At 61.2% G+C, this 15,847-nt stretch carries 14 protein-coding genes; 3 read left to right on the forward strand and 11 right to left on the reverse strand.

The genetic code is table 11. The annotated features are described in order from the left end of the window. Nucleotides 1-5: 5 nt before the first annotated feature. From ACO08A_RS02400 to ACO08A_RS02445, 10 genes are all read right to left on the reverse strand, one after another. A complete protein-coding gene (locus ACO08A_RS02400; protein WP_422039659.1) occupies nt 6-1,025 on the reverse strand; it encodes a formamidase in 1,020 nt (339 codons plus the stop codon). An 11-nt stretch (nt 1,026-1,036) separates the two neighbouring features. Beyond that, entirely contained in the window at nt 1,037-1,960 is a 924-nt protein-coding gene (locus ACO08A_RS02405; protein ID WP_421981949.1) for an ABC transporter permease, read from the reverse strand. After that, the gene (locus ACO08A_RS02410; protein ID WP_422039660.1) at nt 1,957-3,072 is read right to left on the reverse strand and encodes an ABC transporter permease; all 1,116 of its coding nucleotides are present in this window, start codon (nt 3,070-3,072) and stop codon (nt 1,957-1,959) included. The genes ACO08A_RS02405 and ACO08A_RS02410 overlap by 4 nt, the downstream gene beginning before the upstream one ends. Before the next feature lie 118 nt (nt 3,073-3,190). Further along, nucleotides 3,191-4,303 (reverse strand): BMP family ABC transporter substrate-binding protein, encoded by a 1,113-nt coding sequence (locus ACO08A_RS02415; protein ID WP_422039661.1) that lies wholly within the window; start codon nt 4,301-4,303, stop codon nt 3,191-3,193. A 255-nt stretch (nt 4,304-4,558) separates the two neighbouring features. Then, on the reverse strand, nt 4,559-5,536 hold the full coding sequence (locus ACO08A_RS02420; protein WP_422039662.1) for an isopenicillin N synthase family dioxygenase: 978 nt from the start codon (nt 5,534-5,536) through the stop codon (nt 4,559-4,561). A 24-nt stretch (nt 5,537-5,560) separates the two neighbouring features. Then, the gene (atzF, locus tag ACO08A_RS02425) at nt 5,561-7,384 is read right to left on the reverse strand and encodes an allophanate hydrolase (RefSeq protein ID WP_422039663.1); all 1,824 of its coding nucleotides are present in this window, start codon (nt 7,382-7,384) and stop codon (nt 5,561-5,563) included. A 25-nt stretch (nt 7,385-7,409) separates the two neighbouring features. Further along, complete coding sequence (locus ACO08A_RS02430; RefSeq protein WP_422039664.1) at nt 7,410-9,062, reverse strand: dipeptide ABC transporter ATP-binding protein; 1,653 nt, start codon at nt 9,060-9,062, stop codon at nt 7,410-7,412. After that, nucleotides 9,059-9,943 carry an ABC transporter permease gene (locus ACO08A_RS02435; RefSeq protein WP_422039665.1) on the reverse strand — a complete coding sequence of 295 codons (885 nt, stop codon included), beginning with the start codon at nt 9,941-9,943 and terminating at the stop codon, nt 9,059-9,061. Before ACO08A_RS02435 ends, ACO08A_RS02430 begins: the two co-directional genes overlap by 4 nt. Beyond that, a complete protein-coding gene (locus tag ACO08A_RS02440; protein WP_422039666.1) occupies nt 9,940-10,965 on the reverse strand; it encodes an ABC transporter permease in 1,026 nt (341 codons plus the stop codon). The genes ACO08A_RS02435 and ACO08A_RS02440 overlap by 4 nt, the downstream gene beginning before the upstream one ends. 5 nt (nt 10,966-10,970) lie before the next feature. Beyond that, nucleotides 10,971-12,596 (reverse strand): ABC transporter substrate-binding protein, encoded by a 1,626-nt coding sequence (locus ACO08A_RS02445; protein WP_422039667.1) that lies wholly within the window; start codon nt 12,594-12,596, stop codon nt 10,971-10,973. A 139-nt stretch (nt 12,597-12,735) separates the two neighbouring features. Here ACO08A_RS02445 and ACO08A_RS02450 point away from each other — a divergent pair, with 139 nt between their 5' ends. The 3 genes from ACO08A_RS02450 (at nt 12,736) to ACO08A_RS02460 (ending at nt 14,858) form a co-directional block, all read left to right on the forward strand. Continuing rightward, nucleotides 12,736-13,644 (forward strand): LysR family transcriptional regulator, encoded by a 909-nt coding sequence (locus ACO08A_RS02450; RefSeq protein ID WP_422039668.1) that lies wholly within the window; start codon nt 12,736-12,738, stop codon nt 13,642-13,644. 531 nt (nt 13,645-14,175) lie between these two features. Then, entirely contained in the window at nt 14,176-14,436 is a 261-nt protein-coding gene (locus ACO08A_RS02455) for a hypothetical protein (RefSeq protein WP_422039669.1), read from the forward strand. Between the two features lie 14 nt (nt 14,437-14,450). Further along, the gene (locus ACO08A_RS02460) at nt 14,451-14,858 is read left to right on the forward strand and encodes a hypothetical protein (RefSeq protein WP_422039670.1); all 408 of its coding nucleotides are present in this window, start codon (nt 14,451-14,453) and stop codon (nt 14,856-14,858) included. 46 nt (nt 14,859-14,904) lie between these two features. Here ACO08A_RS02460 and ACO08A_RS02465 read toward each other — a convergent pair whose 3' ends face one another. Next, the gene (locus tag ACO08A_RS02465) at nt 14,905-15,792 is read right to left on the reverse strand and encodes a DMT family transporter (protein ID WP_422039671.1); all 888 of its coding nucleotides are present in this window, start codon (nt 15,790-15,792) and stop codon (nt 14,905-14,907) included. Between the last annotated feature and the right edge of the window lie 55 nt (nt 15,793-15,847).

Genomic DNA, 15,847 nt, shown 5'->3' on the forward strand with positions numbered 1-15,847 from the left:
GTCACTCACTCCGCTGCATCGCTCATGGCCTTGTCACCGAAACGGCGCACCGGCGCTTCGAACCCGCAGGACGTACCGTCCGTGTGAACGACCTCGTCTTCCCAGGGAAGACGGTATTTTCCCGCCGCAAGGTCGGTCATGTAGGTATAGGGGCAATCCTGCGCTCCCCCCTTCACGGCGACGTAACCGCGATGGCCGAACTGGTAGATGTTGTTCTCAACGCCCCAGTTGATGCGTGCCTCGCGCACCAGATCCGGGCGCACCTCCGCCGTGATGATCTCGTTGGCGCGCCCGCTGGTACCATGGGCCAGGATTGTACCGTCGAAATTGACGATCATGCCTTCCCCCATACTGTCGAACGTACCGTCCGTGCCGCACATGCAGACATTCGCGGTCACCATCAGGTTGCAGAACGCGTTGGACTGATTGGTGAATTTCCAGCTTTCACGGATCGGGGCCGTGTAGCCCGCGGTGCGGATCATGATTTCGGCGCCCTTGTAAGCGCATTCGCGGGCCATTTCCGGGAACATGCCGTCGTGGCAGATGATCAGGGCCATCTTGCATCCGTTCGGACCGTCGATGACCGGAATGCCCTGGTCGCCCGGCTCCCAGGGTTCAACCGGCACCCAGGGATGCATCTTGCGGTAATAAAGCTTGAGCTCGCCCTTGTTGTCGATGATCAGGCCGGAGTTATACGGCATGCCTCCGGGATTGAATTCCATGATCGAGAAGCAGCCCCAGATGTCGTTGTCGACACAGGCCTTCTTGAACGCCGCCACTTCCGGGCCGTCAAGCGAGCACATGATGTCCGGGTTGATGTCCATGGAAAGGCCGTGAAGGGCGTATTCGGGGAATACGACCATGTCCATTGTCGGCATGTTGCGGCGCGCCTTCGCCACCATGTCGACGATGACCTCCGTCTGGTTCGCCAGATCGATTTCGGTTGCGACGGTCGGCAATTGCAGTTGCACCATGCCCAGAACCACTCCGTTCGGGGCTTTGTTCAGTCCACCAAGTCCGCTCATTGCATGGCTCCTTATTTGGTGATCGACAATTCGCCCGGGGCTCCCTTCAGGGAGCGCCTTGGCGACGTGCTCGCGATCATGATCAAAAGGGTCAGGATGTAGGGCGCGGCGTTGAAGAAGTGATAGCCGCGCGAAATGCCTATGGATTGAAGCGCCGGCCCAAGCGCTCCCGCCGCACCGAACAGAAGGGCCGCCCAGAAGCAGTAGAGCGGATTCCAGCGCGCGAAGATCACAAGCGCGACCGCCATCAATCCCTGCCCGGAGGAAAGACCTTCGGTCCAGCTCCCCGGATAATAGAGTGACAGGAAGGACCCGCCGATACCGGCGAAGAACCCGCCCGCCATGGTGGACAGAAGCCGCACCCGGTCGACATTGATCCCCAGGGCCAGGGCTGCAGGCGCACTGTCGCCTGTTGTCCGTATGATCAGGCCGTAGCGCGTGTTCTTGAGCGCCCACCACAGGAAGACGGCCAGCACAATCCCCAAGAGGAACAGCGGATTGATTTCCAATGCCTGGCGAATACCGGGATGATCGCTCCAGGCACCGAAGGATATTGCCGGCAATCGGGGTGCAGACGGCTGGATGTAGGCCTTTCCGAAAAAGAACGCGAGACCGGTCCCGAACAGCATCAACGCTATGCCGATCGCGATGTCATTCACTTTCGGGAGCTTGCACAGATAGCCGTGCAGCGCGCCGAAGGCCGATCCGCAGACGCCGGCGACAAGCACGCCAAGCCAGGGCGAACCGGTGTGATAGGAGATCGCGTAGCCCGACATGGCCCCAAAGACCAGCGTGCCTTCAAGGCCCAGATTGATGCGCCCGGACTTTTCGGTGAGCGTTTCGCCGAGGCTTACGAACAGGAAGGGTGTCGATACCCGGATTGCACCGGCGAACATGGCCAGAAGCACTGTCATCAGGCCCGCATCGTCGCTCATTGCGCAGCTCCCTTCGACTTGAAGATGGACAGCCGCCCGTAGAAGGTTTCCGACACGAGGATGACGAGGAACAGAAGCCCCTGCAGCACGAGGACCGTTGCGTCCGGGAGATCCATGCGCCGCTGAACCAGTCCGCCTGACGCGGCAATACCGCCGAGGAAGATGGCGACCGGCACGATCACGAGCGGATTGTGGCGGGCCAGGAACGACACGAGGATCCCGGTAAAGCCATAGCCTGCGATCAGCGAGGCATTCGCCTTGCCATGGATCGCGGCAACCTCGAAAAAACCGGCCAGACCTGCACAGGCACCGGCAATGGCGCAGGACACGACCACGAGACGGCCGACGGGAAGCCCCTGGGCCTGCGCGGCCCTCAGGTTGCCGCCGGCAATCTGGGCCGCAAAGCCGAAGGTGGTCCGGTTCATGAGAAGGTAGAGCAAGCCGCACAGGAGCACGCCGATCAGGAGCCCCCAGTGCACGTCCGTCCCCGGGATGACACCGATCATGTTTTCCGATCCGATCGGCTTCGTGGACGGCTTGTTCGGGTCGGACGGGTCACGAAGCGCGCCTTCGACAAAGAAATTCAGGATCGAGACCGCGATATAGAACATCAGCAGGGAGGCGATGGTCTCGTTCACGCCGCGATAGTGCCGCAGGGCCCCGACGCAGCCGATCCAGATGGCTCCGGCCAGCATGCCCGCGAACGCCATGATGGCAAGCATCAGGTATCCGGGCATCCAGCCGATCATCGGTATGGCAATCGCGGCAGAGGCAAATCCGCCGAGCACAAGAGCCCCCTCGCCGCCGATGATGACGAGGCCCAGGCGTGCCGGTATGGCGACGCAAAGGGCGGTGAAAATCAGCGGAGCGGCCCGTACGAGCGTATTCTGCCAGGAAAAGCTGGTGCCGAAGCCCCCACGCCAGACCAGGGAAAAGAACTCCGCCGGCGACTTGCCGAGCGTCAACAGGAATACGGAAAAAAGCGCTCCCGAAAAGACCAGAGCAAGGAGCGGAATGACCACATATTCAGACGAGCGTCTGAGCCGGTCCAATAGATCGTTTGCGACGCCGGGCTGAACGGCCATGCCGGGCGTTTCCGTGGTATCTGCCATACCTCTTCCCTGAGACTTGGGTGGCCGCACACTCAGACGGTAGCGGCCACGCCCTGCTGTTCACTGCACCGGCGCCAAGTCCTTGAGACAAGCCACGGGTGCAAAGGTCGATTGGTGCTCAGGTGATCGAGCCGACAACGCCTTCGATCAGGTAGTCCGTCTGATCCAGGGACGGCTCGTAATTGTCGAAACTTGCCCCGGCAGCGAGCAGCGGCGAACCGTCCTGCTTGTTGATGGGTCCGACAAAGATCGGCTTGCCTGCCTTCACGTCCGCACGTGCCGCGTCGGCAGACGCGATCGCCGCTTCCGTGGCTCCGGCGCCATAGGGTGTGGACCGGACGAAATCGACGTCAAACCCGCCGCCGGTGAAGTTCGGCAGAGGCTGGCCTTCGGCGAGATTGACGGCGAACATCTTGTAGATGGTTTCCCACTTGTATTCCGCACCGGTGATGAAGCCGTTGGGCGCAAGCGGTGCCTGGGAGGCGTTGTGACCGCAGCACTTGATGCCGCGCGACTCTGCCGTTTCGATCACGACCTTCGGACCGTCGACATGACAGGTCAGCACATCGCACCCGGCGTCCACCAGCGCATTAGCCGCCTCGGCTTCACGGACCGGCATCGACCATTCTCCCGTGAAGATCACCTGGACGGTGGCTTCCGGGTTGACCTTGCGCGCACCAAGCAGGAAGGAGTTGATGTTTCGCAGAACGGTTCCGATCGGCTTGGCGGCGACGAAGCCGAGCTTGTTGCTGGTGGTCGACAGGCCGGCCGCGACGCCGTTCACGTAATGGGCCTGGTCGAGATAGCCGAAATAGCTGCCGGCGTTTTTCGGGTCGGCATCGGTCCAAAGAGGCGCCGCGTGGCGGAACTCAACGTCGGTATATTTGCCGGCAAGATCCAGAACGAAGGGCTTGTAGTAGCCGAAGGATGTCGCGAAGATCAGCTTGGCGCCATCGAGATTGATCATGGATTCCATGGATTTTTCGACCGCGACCGTCTCCGGTACGTTTTCTTCCTCGACGACGGTGACGCCCGGCACGTCCTTCAGGGCGGCCGCGGCGACAGCGTGGGCCTGGTTCCAGCCGAAGTCGTCGCGCGGTCCGACATAGACGATACCGACCGTCAGGTCCGAAGCATGCGCAAGGCGCGACAAACCCCCTGCCGAGAGAGCGGCGAGACCGGCAGCAGACGATTTCAGGATGGTGCGGCGTGAAAGTTCAAACTTTGACATTACGTCCTCCGTTTTATGACGAAGCCATGCGTCATCGCCCGCTCCGTTTTTCGTCGATATGATTTTGCAATCCCCGTGCCATTTCCCCGCGAGACAAGTCACTTCAAGTTTTTTGATTTAACTTATTGATTTTTATTACTTTAATTGATTTTCTTGACACACGAACACGCACACATCCTCACTGCGCCGGGCTTGTGACCCCACGTTAAAGCCTATTTTTTAGCCTGTTAAATTTTCTGGCTAATTTTTAGTCATTCAACTGCCCAAATCTCGAGCCGCCTTGACTGGTTCGTAACTCGCATCCAGCCTTGTTTTCAGATAATCGGCACCGGAGATAGCCGGGTATTTCGGTTGTTCACCTTCGTTCAGGCAGCCTGGCAGGCAGGCGACTTCCGCGTCCGGATTGGGATCGAGAAAGAACGCGATCGAATAGCGTTCGCGGCCACTGGAATTGACGACGCGATGCGGTGTGGAGACGTAGATGTCGTTGGTCCACCGCATCAGGCAATCGCCGATGTTGCAGACGAAAGCACCTTCGATCGTCGGGGCCTTCAACCATGCACCGTCGCGCCGCTGCACCTCCAGCCCCCCGACTTCATCGGGCAGGAGTATGGTTATGTTGCCGTAGTCGGTGTGCGTGCCCGCTCCGATCTGCCCGGCTTCCGCGCTCTCCGGCTGTGGCGGATAATGCAAGAGGCGCAGCGTCGCCATCGGCGCATCGAGCTTGGTCTCGAAGAAATCGCGGTCAACGCCGAGATCGACCGAGATGGCCTGGTGAAGTCTGCGGCCGAGCGCCCAGACCTCGTTGAAGTAGCTCAGCAGGGTCTCTTTCCAGCCAGGCAGATCCGGCCACTGATTCACCGCCCGGAACGGCTCCCCGGCAACTATTCTCGGGTCATCCGGCGCAAGATCCAGACCGATGTTGAAGGCTTCTTTCAGATCGGAGGGTTTCGACGGGTCGAGGTTTTCCCCCTTCATGGGGACGTAACCGCGGTTGGTTTTGAAGAAATCCTTGGTCAGCGCCATCTTGGCATCGAGCGGCTCGCCGAAGAGCTGGTGCGCCGCCCTGAACGTCCGCTCGATCAATGCGGCATCGACTCCGTGGTTCCTGACATAGAAGAAACCGATCTCGCGGGCCGCGTGCCCGATTTCCGAAGCAACGGCCGCCACGCCTTCCTGTGTTCCATCCGAAAGGGGAGCCAGATCGATTACGGGAAGACCCTGGTCTGTCATCGTGTCACCGGACTTTCGTTCGTTTCATTCCGCCGCGGCCACCGGCCGCGCAGCTTTCAACCCATCCATATAGGTCCGCCAGCTGCCGAGATGAGAGATGTCTTCGGCCCCGTCCGTTCCAACTGCTTCACAGACGAAGCCGGTGACCGTGCTGCCATCGACAAGTTCAACGGTTCCAAGTCCGAGCGGGGCGGGAATGCCGGCAAGGAACCCGCCGACTTCAGCCTTCGGCAGGGCCCAGATTTCAAGCTCGATCCCGTGACCCGAACCAGGCGCGCCGCGCACGAGCCCTGGCCGCTTGGGAGGGCCGCCCGCAAGGGCGTAGAGCGCGTAGGCGTCACTCGTTGAAGAGCTACGCAGGAACCGCCCGCCGCGGCTGGTCAACTCGCCATTCAGGGCCATGCCGGACATGTGCGCCCCGCACACGGCAATCGCGATTTCGTCCGGAGTTTCAGAGACCGCAAACGCCCCCGGTTCCGGCGCGGTCCAGCCGGTCGCGCCGAGGGAATGAGGTGCCATCTTCTCCAGTTCGATGCCGAGCGATGCGATCAGTCCGTCCTGCCCCGCCGCTGCCAGCAGCGTGACACTGCCGGGCCGGCCGTCCTCGCGCGCGGAGACCGGCAGGGCAAGACCGCACATATCCAGGAGATTGACAAAATTGGTGTAGGTGCCGTTGCGCGAATTCGGACCGACGGGATCCGCTTCAAGATCAGCCACGCTGTAGAAAGTCGGGATGGTCGGCACGCACAGAAGGTCAAGCGCCGCCAGAACCGGCTCGGTCTTGCGCGCGAGTTCTTTCAAGCGGTAGATGCCCCGGAATGCATCGGTGGCGCTGAGATCGAGGGCCGCGCCGACGATTTGCCGGGTCACGGGATGGACGGCGTCAGGCGTGTCACGCATCAGGTCTTCGATCACCGTGTGCCGTTCGGCCACCCAGGCGCCTTCGTAGAGCATGTGCGCGACATCGTAAAAGGGCGTGAAATCGACCTCGACAATCTCCGCGCCGCTTTCCTTCAGCAGAGCCACCGTCTCCCGGAAGGATGCTTCCTGGATGTCGTCACCGTAGAATTCGATTGAGGCAGCGTCCGGTATGCCGATTTTCAGGTGAGATGGCGAGGCTGCAAGATCCTTGACGGCGATCTTTCTGGAATAGGCATCCGTTTCGTCATAACCGGCAGCGGCCTGGAACGCCGTGTAGGCGTCCTCAACCGTCAGGGCGAAAATCGAGATCGTATCAAGCGTGCGGCAAGCCGGCACGACGCCGGTCGCGGACAGGGACCCGAGCGTCGGTTTCAGCCCGACGATGTTGTTGAGCGCGGCCGGCACGCGGCCCGATCCTGCCGTGTCGGTGCCAAGGGAAAAACTGACGATGCCATGCCCGACCGCGACGGCTGAGCCGGCAGAAGACCCGCCCGGAACGATCGCGGGATCCACCGCGTTCTTGGGAGGCTGAAACGGAGAGCGGACGCCGACCAGGCCGGTCGCGAACTGGTCGAGATTGGTCTTTCCGATCAGAAGTGCGCCCGCCTCTCGAAGCTTTTTAACGACAAACGCATCTTCGATCGCGTCGTACGCGTAGGCCGGGCATGCAGCCGTGGTCGGTTTCCCGGCCACGTCGATATTGTCCTTGATGACAAACGGCACGCCCCACAACGGCTTCTGCGGGTCGTAGGCACCCAGGGCGTCGGCGTCCTGCAACACGTCCTGCTTGTCGCACAGGTGGATGAAAATACCCGGATCGTCGACGGCTGCGATCCGGTGGTAGACTTCCTCGACGACCTTCGTCGGGCTGACGCCATCTTCATAAGCGGTCTTCAGCGAAGCAAGCGTGAAAGGAAGGTCGAACATCTTAATCCTCAAAGTCTTTCAATTCTCATTCGGCCGCGGAACTGGCCGGCTCTTGCAAGGCAGGCGGAACCGGTGCCGCCGCCAGCAATTCCCGTGTGTAAGGGTGGGACGGGGTCTGCATGACCGTTGCCACCGGCCCCTCCTCGACGATTTCACCGTCCCGCATGACGATGACATAATCGCACAAAAGCCGAACCACGTGCAGATCATGGCTGACAAAGAGATAGCTGATGCCAAGCTTTGCGCGCAGGTCGACCAAGAGGTTCAGAACGATCGCCTGGATCGAGACGTCGAGCGCAGCCGTGGGCTCGTCAAGAACGAGGAATTCCGGCTCGAGCGCAATCGCCCGCGCAATGCCGACGCGCGCCTTCTGGCCACCCGAAAGCTGATGCGGGAACCGGTCGAGCAATGGGCGCGGCAAGCCGACAAGGTCGGCCAGTTCGCCGACCCGTTCCTTGCGCTCCCGCCGCGACAATCCGCCGAGGCGCGCGAGAGGTTCCTCGATGGAGTGCCGCGCCGTGTGCCGCGGATTGAAACTGTCGGTGGCATCCTGGAACACCATCTGGATCTTCGCCCGGCGCGGGTCCCGCGCAAAGTTTTTCGCCGGCGTCTTTGCAAGGTCGTCGCCGTCGAAGAGAATCTCGCCCGATGTCGGATCGGCCAGGCGCACGAGGATCGATGATGTCGTTGACTTGCCGCAGCCCGATTCACCCACCAGCCCGACGCTCTGGCCTTTCATCACGGAAAAGGAAACACCCTTCACCGCATGCACCGCTCCGGACTTGCCCTGATAGGTCTTGACCAGATCCCTGACTTCCATCAGCGGCACGTCTGACTTCGGAAGGACCGGCTCCGGTGTCCTCTGCTCTTCGGGCAGGAGCGAGCGGATGCTTGCGCCGGCCCTGGGCGTCGCGTCGACGAGCTTGCGGGTATAGGCGTGCTGCGGTGCCGTGAACAGACGCTCCGCGCTGCCTGCTTCCACCACCTCGCCATCCTTCATCACGACGATCCTGTCGCAATACTGCGCGGCAAGGCCGAGATCGTGCGTGATCACCATGGCACTCATGTCGCGCTCGGACATGAGTTCGGCGATGAGATCCATGACGGCCTTCTGGGTGGTTATGTCGAGACCCGTCGTCGGTTCGTCTGCGATCAGCAGCTTCGGGTCGCAGGCAAGGGCTAGGGCAATGACGACGCGCTGGCACATTCCGCCCGACAGTTCGAACGGGTAGGCGTCGTAGCGGGCCTCTGCGTCCCGGATCTTCACCGCCTCCAGCGCCTTGATCGCTTCGGCCCTGGCGCTGGATCGCGTCGCCCTGGAATGGCGGCGCAACACGTCCTCGATCTGGTGCCCGACCTTGCGGATCGGGTTGAGCGCCGCGCGCGGGTTCTGGAAGATCATTGAGATCTCGCGGCCGCGCAGATCCCGCATCGTGCTTTCGCGGACGGTCTTCAGGTCGATGCCGCCATAGCTGAGAGCCCCTCCGGTGATGCTGCCGTTCTTGTCCAGCAAGCGCATCAGGGCATAGGAGGTTACGGATTTGCCCGATCCGGATTCACCGACGATCCCGAGAATTTCTCCCTTGCCGATCTCCAGCGAGACACCCCTGACGGCATTGACGCTGCCACGGCGGGTCTGGAAGGAGACCTTCAGATCCTGGATGGAAAGCAGGCTCATGAACGCTGCCGCGGGTCGACAATGTCGCGCAACCCGTCTCCCAGAAGATTGAAGGTGAACACGGCGAACATGAGCGCCAGGCCCGGGAAAATGGCCAGCCACCATTCGCCGGAAACGATGAAATTCGCGCCTTCGGCCACCATGATCCCCCATTCCGCCGTGGGCGGCCGGACACCGAGGCCGATGAAGCTCAGACCGGCCGCGTTGAGGATCGCCCAGCCGAGATTGAGGGACACCTGCACCATCATGGGCGGCAGCGCGTTCGGAAAGATGTGGAGGGCAAGCACGCGGATGTCCGAATTGCCGGCAAGCTTGGCGGCCTGCGCGAAACCCGCGTCGCGCCGGATATTGACCTCGGCCCTGACGAGGCGCGCATAGAAGGGAATGTTGATGACCGCGGTCGCATAGACGATGTTTTCCACGGTGTTGCCGAGCGCCGCCACGATGCCCATCGCGAGCACGAACAGCGGGAAGGCCATGATGGTGTCGAACAGGCGGTTCAGCACGGCATCGATCCAGCCGCCCCAGTATCCCGCGATGCTGCCGAGCACGGACCCGATCACGAAGGACAGGGCGACCGCGGCAACGGAGATCGCGAGATCCAGGCGTGTCGCGACCACGACCCGGCTGAGAACATCGCGGCCCAGATTGTCGGTCCCGAACCAATGATCGAACGAGGGTGGCTGCAGCGCACGCGCCGCGTTGGATTCAAGCGGATCGTACGGCACCAGGGCCGGACCGAGAACGGCTGTGAAGATCAGCACGGCGAACATCGCGAACGCCAGCAGCGTCACCGGGTTGGACCGCAAAACGTAGACGATATGCGCGACTGTGCTGTCGGTGCCCTTCGCTATCCCGGGTGCGCTTGCCAGATCACTCATTTGGTTTCAAATCCGATGCGCGGGTCGATGAGCGTGTAGGTGAGATCGATCACCAGATTGAGGGCGACGAACAGGAGCGCCATCGCCAGCACGAAGCCCTGGACGGCGGCGTAGTCCGAGACGACCAGCGCCTCGACCGCATAGGACCCGATACCCGGCCAGGCAAAGACCTTCTCGACCAGAACGTTGGCGCCGAGCGTGAAGGAAAACACCATTCCGAGCGTGGTGACAACGGGCAGCAGGGCGTTCCGGAATGCGTAGGTGAACAGCACCTTGTCCTCCGTCAGACCGGCGGCCCGGGCCGTTCGGATATAGTCCGAGGACAGGGCGCTGAGCATGGCGGCCCGCGTCATTCGCGCCAGCGGGGCGAGCGTGAAGAGGGCCAGAGTCGCCGCAGGCAGCACAAGTTGCTTGAGTGCGCCCAGCCAGGTCTCCCAGTCACCCGCGATGGCGGCATCGATCAGATAGAAACCGGTCACGTGATCCGGCTCGATATAGATGAAATCAAGCCGCCCCAAGGGCGAGGGTGCAATCCCGAGCAGGTAGTAGAACACATAGATCAGGACAACACCGGTAAAGAATGTCGGCAGCGACACACCGGCGGTGACAAGCACGCGGCACAGGTGATCCACTGCCGACCCTGGGCGTGTGGCTGCAAGCACGCCAAGCGGAATCGCGATCGAGCATGACAGCAGCAGCGCTGTCAGCGTCAGTTCGAGCGAGGCCGGAAGCCGGTTCGCCAGATCCTCCAGCACCGGTTGCCCGGTGGACAGGGAGTTTCCGAGATCGCCGGTGGCGACATCGCCCGCATAGATGATGAACTGTTCGTAGAGGGGCTTGTCCAGACCGAGCGCCGTCCTGATTTCCGCAATCGATTCCTCGTCAGCGGCAGCACCGGCAAAATAGACGGCCGGGTCGCCAGGGAGGGCGCGGGTCAGCAAGAAGCTGACCACGACGACCCCCAGGATCACGGGAATGGCGTGTGTGATCCTGACCCCGATTGTGGACAAGCGCCCGGACATGCCGATCAAACCTTCTTCAGCCCGCGAACGTCGAGCTGACGGTGGAACCAGTACTCGTAGCCCTCCAGGCTGCTGGTTCCCACGTTCAGCGCCGGTTGCCAGAGGGCGATGCGGGGCACTTCATCCCAGGCGATCTCGATCATCCGCTTGATCTTCGGCGCGTAGTCCGGATCGTCGACATTCATGTGAAGCGTCTCGGAGGTGAGCGTTTCGATCTCTTCATTCCGGTAGTTTGACGAGTTGAAGAGATGGCCTTCGAGATAGGCCCAGAAGAAGTAGTAACAGGGGTAATTCAGCCATCCGCCGAAGGTTTCAAGGTGCAGCGGCAGGCGCTTTTCAACGAGGGATGCCGTCCGCCAGTTAGCGCCCGGTATCTTCTCGATTTCCGCCTTGACCCCGACCTTGGCAAGGTTCTCCTGGATCAGCAGCGCTGCCGGCTCCATCCAGTCGGCCTGGCTGAGCGAGATGGACAGCGGGACTTCAAAACCCGAACCGTACCCAGCCTCTTCGAGCAAGGCCTTGGCCTTGTCCAGATCGGTCGAATAGGGGAACTTCTGCGGCCAGGCGATATCGGCCGGTGTGGTCGCCTCACCGCCCCACATGGGCGCACCGCGGCCATAGGCAGCGGTCTGGAACACCTCCTCGTAGGGCACGGACCAAGCAATCGCCTGACGCACCTTCTTGTCCTTGAACGGTTCGAATGACAGGTTCGGGCAGAGGCAGTAAATCGCGTTTTCAATCGGTGTCGTCGCGACGGTGATGTCGCCTTTGCCGGACAGTTCCTTGGCGTCCTTGTTGGGCATGTTGAACGACATGTTGACATCGCCGCGCTCCAGCAGCGCGCGCCGGGTTGCCGGGCTCGGCACTTCACGCAGAACAACCCGCTTCACGGCGGGCACCGGTCCCGACGTCCAGTTGTCGTTGCGTTCGTAGACAAGCTGCTCGCCCGGTTTCCACGATGCCACCTTGAAGGCTCCGGACCCGGCGGGGTTCTTGTGCAGGTATTCCATAGCCCACGGGTCGTCGTCCGTGGCGTGTTCACGCGCGACCTTGGCATTGATGATCATGGGCACCGGCACGGCAAGATCCGGAAGGGTCAGCTTGGATTTGCGCAGCAGATTGATCTTGAAGGTCATGTCGTCGACGACTTCGAACTGCTCCGGCTTTTCGAGCGATCCGGCCTTCATCTGCACTGTCGGAAACCCGCCGACACTGACGGCCCTGTCGAAGGACCATTTCACGTCGTCCGCGGTAATCGGCGATCCGTCCTGGAACTTGCCGTCCGGGCGCAGCTTGAAGACGATCGCCATGCCGTCGTCGGTGAACTCCCAGCTTTCCGCGATTTCCGGCTCGATCACCGAGTAGTCGTAGGACAGGCTGCCGTCTTCAAGCGTCTTGGTGCCGAAGCTGACGAGGCGGTCATAGACATTCACGGCCACCTGGTAGCTCGGCCGGTTCGTGCCCGTGCGATGGATATCCAGACTGTTGATCGTCTGTCCGGTGACGGCCACCACAACGTCATTTCCGGCCGCCGATGCGGGCAACACCTTCAGGAACGGTAAAACCGACGCTCCGAGCGCCGTTGCGCCGGCACCTTTCAGGAAACTGCGGCGTGAAGTTTCATTGGTCATGTCAATCCCCTCTTGGAAGGAAGGGGCGATACGCCCTTCCCGCTTGGAAACACGATGCGCGGAACGGGTGCGTACTTCTATTGCTATTTTTGCATCCTTGTGCTTCAAAATTTGCAGCACAATTCCTAAGGCGCTGAAAATGAAACACCTTCAGACACTCAAACTGATCGATGCGGTGAACAAGGCTGGCTCGATCCGCAAGGCCGCCGAAGACATGCACATCACGTCCTCGGCTCTCAACCGTCGGATCCTGGGATTCGAGGAGGAATTCGGCGCTCCCATTTTCGAACGCCTGCACGGCGGCGTCCGGCTCAACCCGGCAGGAGAACTCCTGATCGAGCACATTCGCGGACAAATGGCGGATCTGGAGCGCGTGCGCAGCCAGGTCGCGGACCTCTCCGGCCTTCGCCGCGGTCATGTCAGCATTGCCTGCTCCCAGGCTCTTCAGCCCTATTTCATGCCGGTGCAGATTGCGGATTACAGAGCAGAGCACCCCGGCGTTTCCTTTTCCGTCCAGGTGCGCGACAGGGAGGCGGCCGAAGAAGACCTGCGCGCGTTCCAGAGCGACCTCGCCCTTGTTTTCGAACCGGTGCACCTCGGCGACTTCGACGTTCTGCTCTCCGTGGAACAACCTGTTTTCGCGGTGATGGCAAAGGACCACCCGCTGGTCGGGAAACGAAACCTCCGGCTGCGCGACTGCCTCAGTTTCCCGCATGTCGTCCCGCCGAAACGGATCGGCATCCGCTTTCTTCTGGATCTGGCCGTCAGCCGCATGTCCCAGAAACTGGAACCGATCGCGGAGGCCGATTCCTTTGAGTTCATGCGCCACTACGTGCAGCATGAACAGGCTGTCGGCTTTCAGTTTCCGATCGGGCTGAACCTTGCGGCTGACGACCGCCTCGTGTTCCGCCCGCTTCCCAAGAGCGACGTCACATACGGCAATCTTACCTTGATGCAGATGAAGGGAAGAACGCTGTCCGTCGCCTCCGCCAGGTTCGCCAACCAGCTGGCCGCCGCGCTGAACGATCGGGCCGGAGCGCAGGATTGATCCAGGCCCCGCCGGCTTGCCCATCTGCAGCCAGCCGCGCGCCCGATCTTTTCTTCGCGCATGTTGCTCCGAATCCGGACGGGCGGAAGACTGCCCGGGGTACAAAGGCACGGGGCTGTGGAAGCCCGCAACGAGTTGCGCAAATCACCTAACGTTGCCGCTGATTGCAGACATAGCGTGTCGCAACTGCAATGCAGCGACGGGGCTGATTCGTGACCTGCAAGATCGAGAACATCAAGCTTGGGCAGTCAAACTGCGCGCCAGGAAGCGGGACCCCTTTGCTGGCGACCCGGACCAGCAAGGTGATGCGACGGATCAAACCGTGACCGTTTCCATGAAAATCCATCGGGACCGGATCCGGACCTCACGGGACAGCCGTTGGGCGCTTCCCCTCGGCATCACGCGAGCAACGAACGCTTCACAAAGTCCTCCGGAGCGCCCTGCGCATACGTTCAGGTCCTGTGATCAGGAGAGATCCGCCGACGCTCTGAGAGCCAGGAACAAGGCGCGGACATGAGAGAGCACTGACACATGGCGAAGACCAAGCTTGAGGCATGGGCGCCTTTCCCGGAAACCGCCGCAGACAGGCACAAACGGGAAAAACAGGAACTTGGCAAGAAATGGATCCGGGCGGGAACGCTTCTCGTCACGGCAATCGCGCTGGTGATTTTCTGCCTCCTCTTCGTCAGCTGGATCACGTTCATCTTCGGCTGGCATGTCCCCGTGATCCTCGTGCTGATCGTTTCCAAGGTCATCCTGATCGTGGCCGGGGTGAAGAGCATCGAAGACTAGAAGGCACACGTCCCTTGGTTCTCACTGACAGCATGATCGATCAGTACGCGGAGATGCTTGACAGTTACGGGGCCGCGTTTTCCGTCAATTTCAGGAAATACGACGCCATAAAAGACGATGAATCCAAACGAAACATCGGCGGGGAAATCGACAAGTCGCTGGCCGAAGTTCTGAAAGCAGCCAATGGCTTTGCGTCAACGCTGACATGCCTGGAGACGGAAGAACTGCCCTTTTTCGGCAGATCGGCACTAAAAAGAAAGCGCGCGCAATTGCTTTCCCACTTTCACGCGAACCTGTCACGCATGAGCAGCCACATATCCTCCGTGCCAAAAGACTTCCTGGACGGCGCAAACCTGCAAATCACGCGAGACGTCCTCAGAGAGAAAATGATGGGCATGACTTTAGGTGATGGCGCCGGTTGAGGTTCCTCTCGTTCGGTCCAGGACGCTCACATCCGGCACACACCCCTCACCTCGGCGTTGCCTTCCGCGCCAGAAGCGTTTCGCGGTGCCAGACATAGACGCCGGCGGAGACGATCACGGCAGCGCCGACATAGGTGAAGGTGTCCGGGAAATCGGCAAAGAAGACCATGCCCCAGATGATCGCAAACAGCAGTCCGACATAGGTGAAGGGCGCAATGGCGCTGGCTTCGGCGACCATGAGCGCGCGGATGACGCAGAAATGGCCAAGCGCGCCGACGGCCCCCATGACCAGCATCAGCATCGTCGCGGTCGGATCGGGCTTCACCCAGTAGAACGGCACGATCACGCTGAAGACGATCGTGCCGAATGCGGCCGTATAGAGCAGCGATGTCCACGCGTCCTCATTGCGGCCGACGAAGCGCGTGGTGAGCGCATAGCCCGCATAGGCGAAGGCGGCGCAGAGCGGCAGCAGCGCGACGCTTGAGAATACGTCCGAGCCCGGACGGATGATGATCAGGGCACCGATGAGCGCCGCACCGACGCCGATAGCCCGCCGGGGTCCGAAGCGTTCGCCCAGGATCAGCGCCGCGCCGACGGTGATCAGCACCGGGTTCAGCGACATTATCGCGGCGGCATTTGCCAGACCGATGGTCACGAAGCCGAAGAAGAAGAAGGTCGTGGCCAGAAGCAGGAAGATCGAGCGCAGCAGCTGCAGCCCCGGATACCGGGTCTTGAGGACCTGTTTCAGACGCGGTGCCGCGAGGAGCGCAACCACGACCGTCTGTCCGGTGTAGCGCGCCCAGATCGCCATGACGGTATCGGTGCGGTGCGCGACCTCCTTGGCCATCGCGTCCATCACGCTGAAAAGAAACATCGTCGCGATCATGAGCAAGATGCCTTGCCCCGTACCGCCAAGACTGGGCCTGATTTTCATGAAGGTGCCAAAACTCGCGTAGAACACGAACCTTATAGGATTTTCGCCCGGACAA

It is taken from the genome of Roseibium sp. (genome assembly GCF_965232425.1).
Classification (GTDB): domain Bacteria; phylum Pseudomonadota; class Alphaproteobacteria; order Rhizobiales; family Stappiaceae; genus Roseibium.

What these genes read in the sequence shown, in the direction of transcription:
- ACO08A_RS02400 (WP_422039659.1), bottom strand. Translation starts at nt 1,025, where the DNA reads ATGAGCGGACTTGGTGGACTGAACAAAGCCCCGAACGGAGTGGTTCTG.
- ACO08A_RS02405 (WP_421981949.1), bottom strand. Translation starts at nt 1,960, where the DNA reads ATGAGCGACGATGCGGGCCTGATGACAGTGCTTCTGGCCATGTTCGCC.
- ACO08A_RS02410 (WP_422039660.1), bottom strand. Translation starts at nt 3,072, where the DNA reads ATGGCAGATACCACGGAAACGCCCGGCATGGCCGTTCAGCCCGGCGTC.
- ACO08A_RS02415 (WP_422039661.1), bottom strand. Translation starts at nt 4,303, where the DNA reads ATGTCAAAGTTTGAACTTTCACGCCGCACCATCCTGAAATCGTCTGCT.
- ACO08A_RS02420 (WP_422039662.1), bottom strand. Translation starts at nt 5,536, where the DNA reads ATGACAGACCAGGGTCTTCCCGTAATCGATCTGGCTCCCCTTTCGGAT.
- atzF (WP_422039663.1), bottom strand. Translation starts at nt 7,384, where the DNA reads ATGTTCGACCTTCCTTTCACGCTTGCTTCGCTGAAGACCGCTTATGAA.
- ACO08A_RS02430 (WP_422039664.1), bottom strand. Translation starts at nt 9,062, where the DNA reads ATGAGCCTGCTTTCCATCCAGGATCTGAAGGTCTCCTTCCAGACCCGC.
- ACO08A_RS02435 (WP_422039665.1), bottom strand. Translation starts at nt 9,943, where the DNA reads ATGAGTGATCTGGCAAGCGCACCCGGGATAGCGAAGGGCACCGACAGC.
- ACO08A_RS02440 (WP_422039666.1), bottom strand. Translation starts at nt 10,965, where the DNA reads ATGTCCGGGCGCTTGTCCACAATCGGGGTCAGGATCACACACGCCATT.
- ACO08A_RS02445 (WP_422039667.1), bottom strand. Translation starts at nt 12,596, where the DNA reads ATGACCAATGAAACTTCACGCCGCAGTTTCCTGAAAGGTGCCGGCGCA.
- ACO08A_RS02450 (WP_422039668.1), top strand. Translation starts at nt 12,736, where the DNA reads ATGAAACACCTTCAGACACTCAAACTGATCGATGCGGTGAACAAGGCT.
- ACO08A_RS02455 (WP_422039669.1), top strand. Translation starts at nt 14,176, where the DNA reads ATGGCGAAGACCAAGCTTGAGGCATGGGCGCCTTTCCCGGAAACCGCC.
- ACO08A_RS02465 (WP_422039671.1), bottom strand. Translation starts at nt 15,792, where the DNA reads ATGAAAATCAGGCCCAGTCTTGGCGGTACGGGGCAAGGCATCTTGCTC.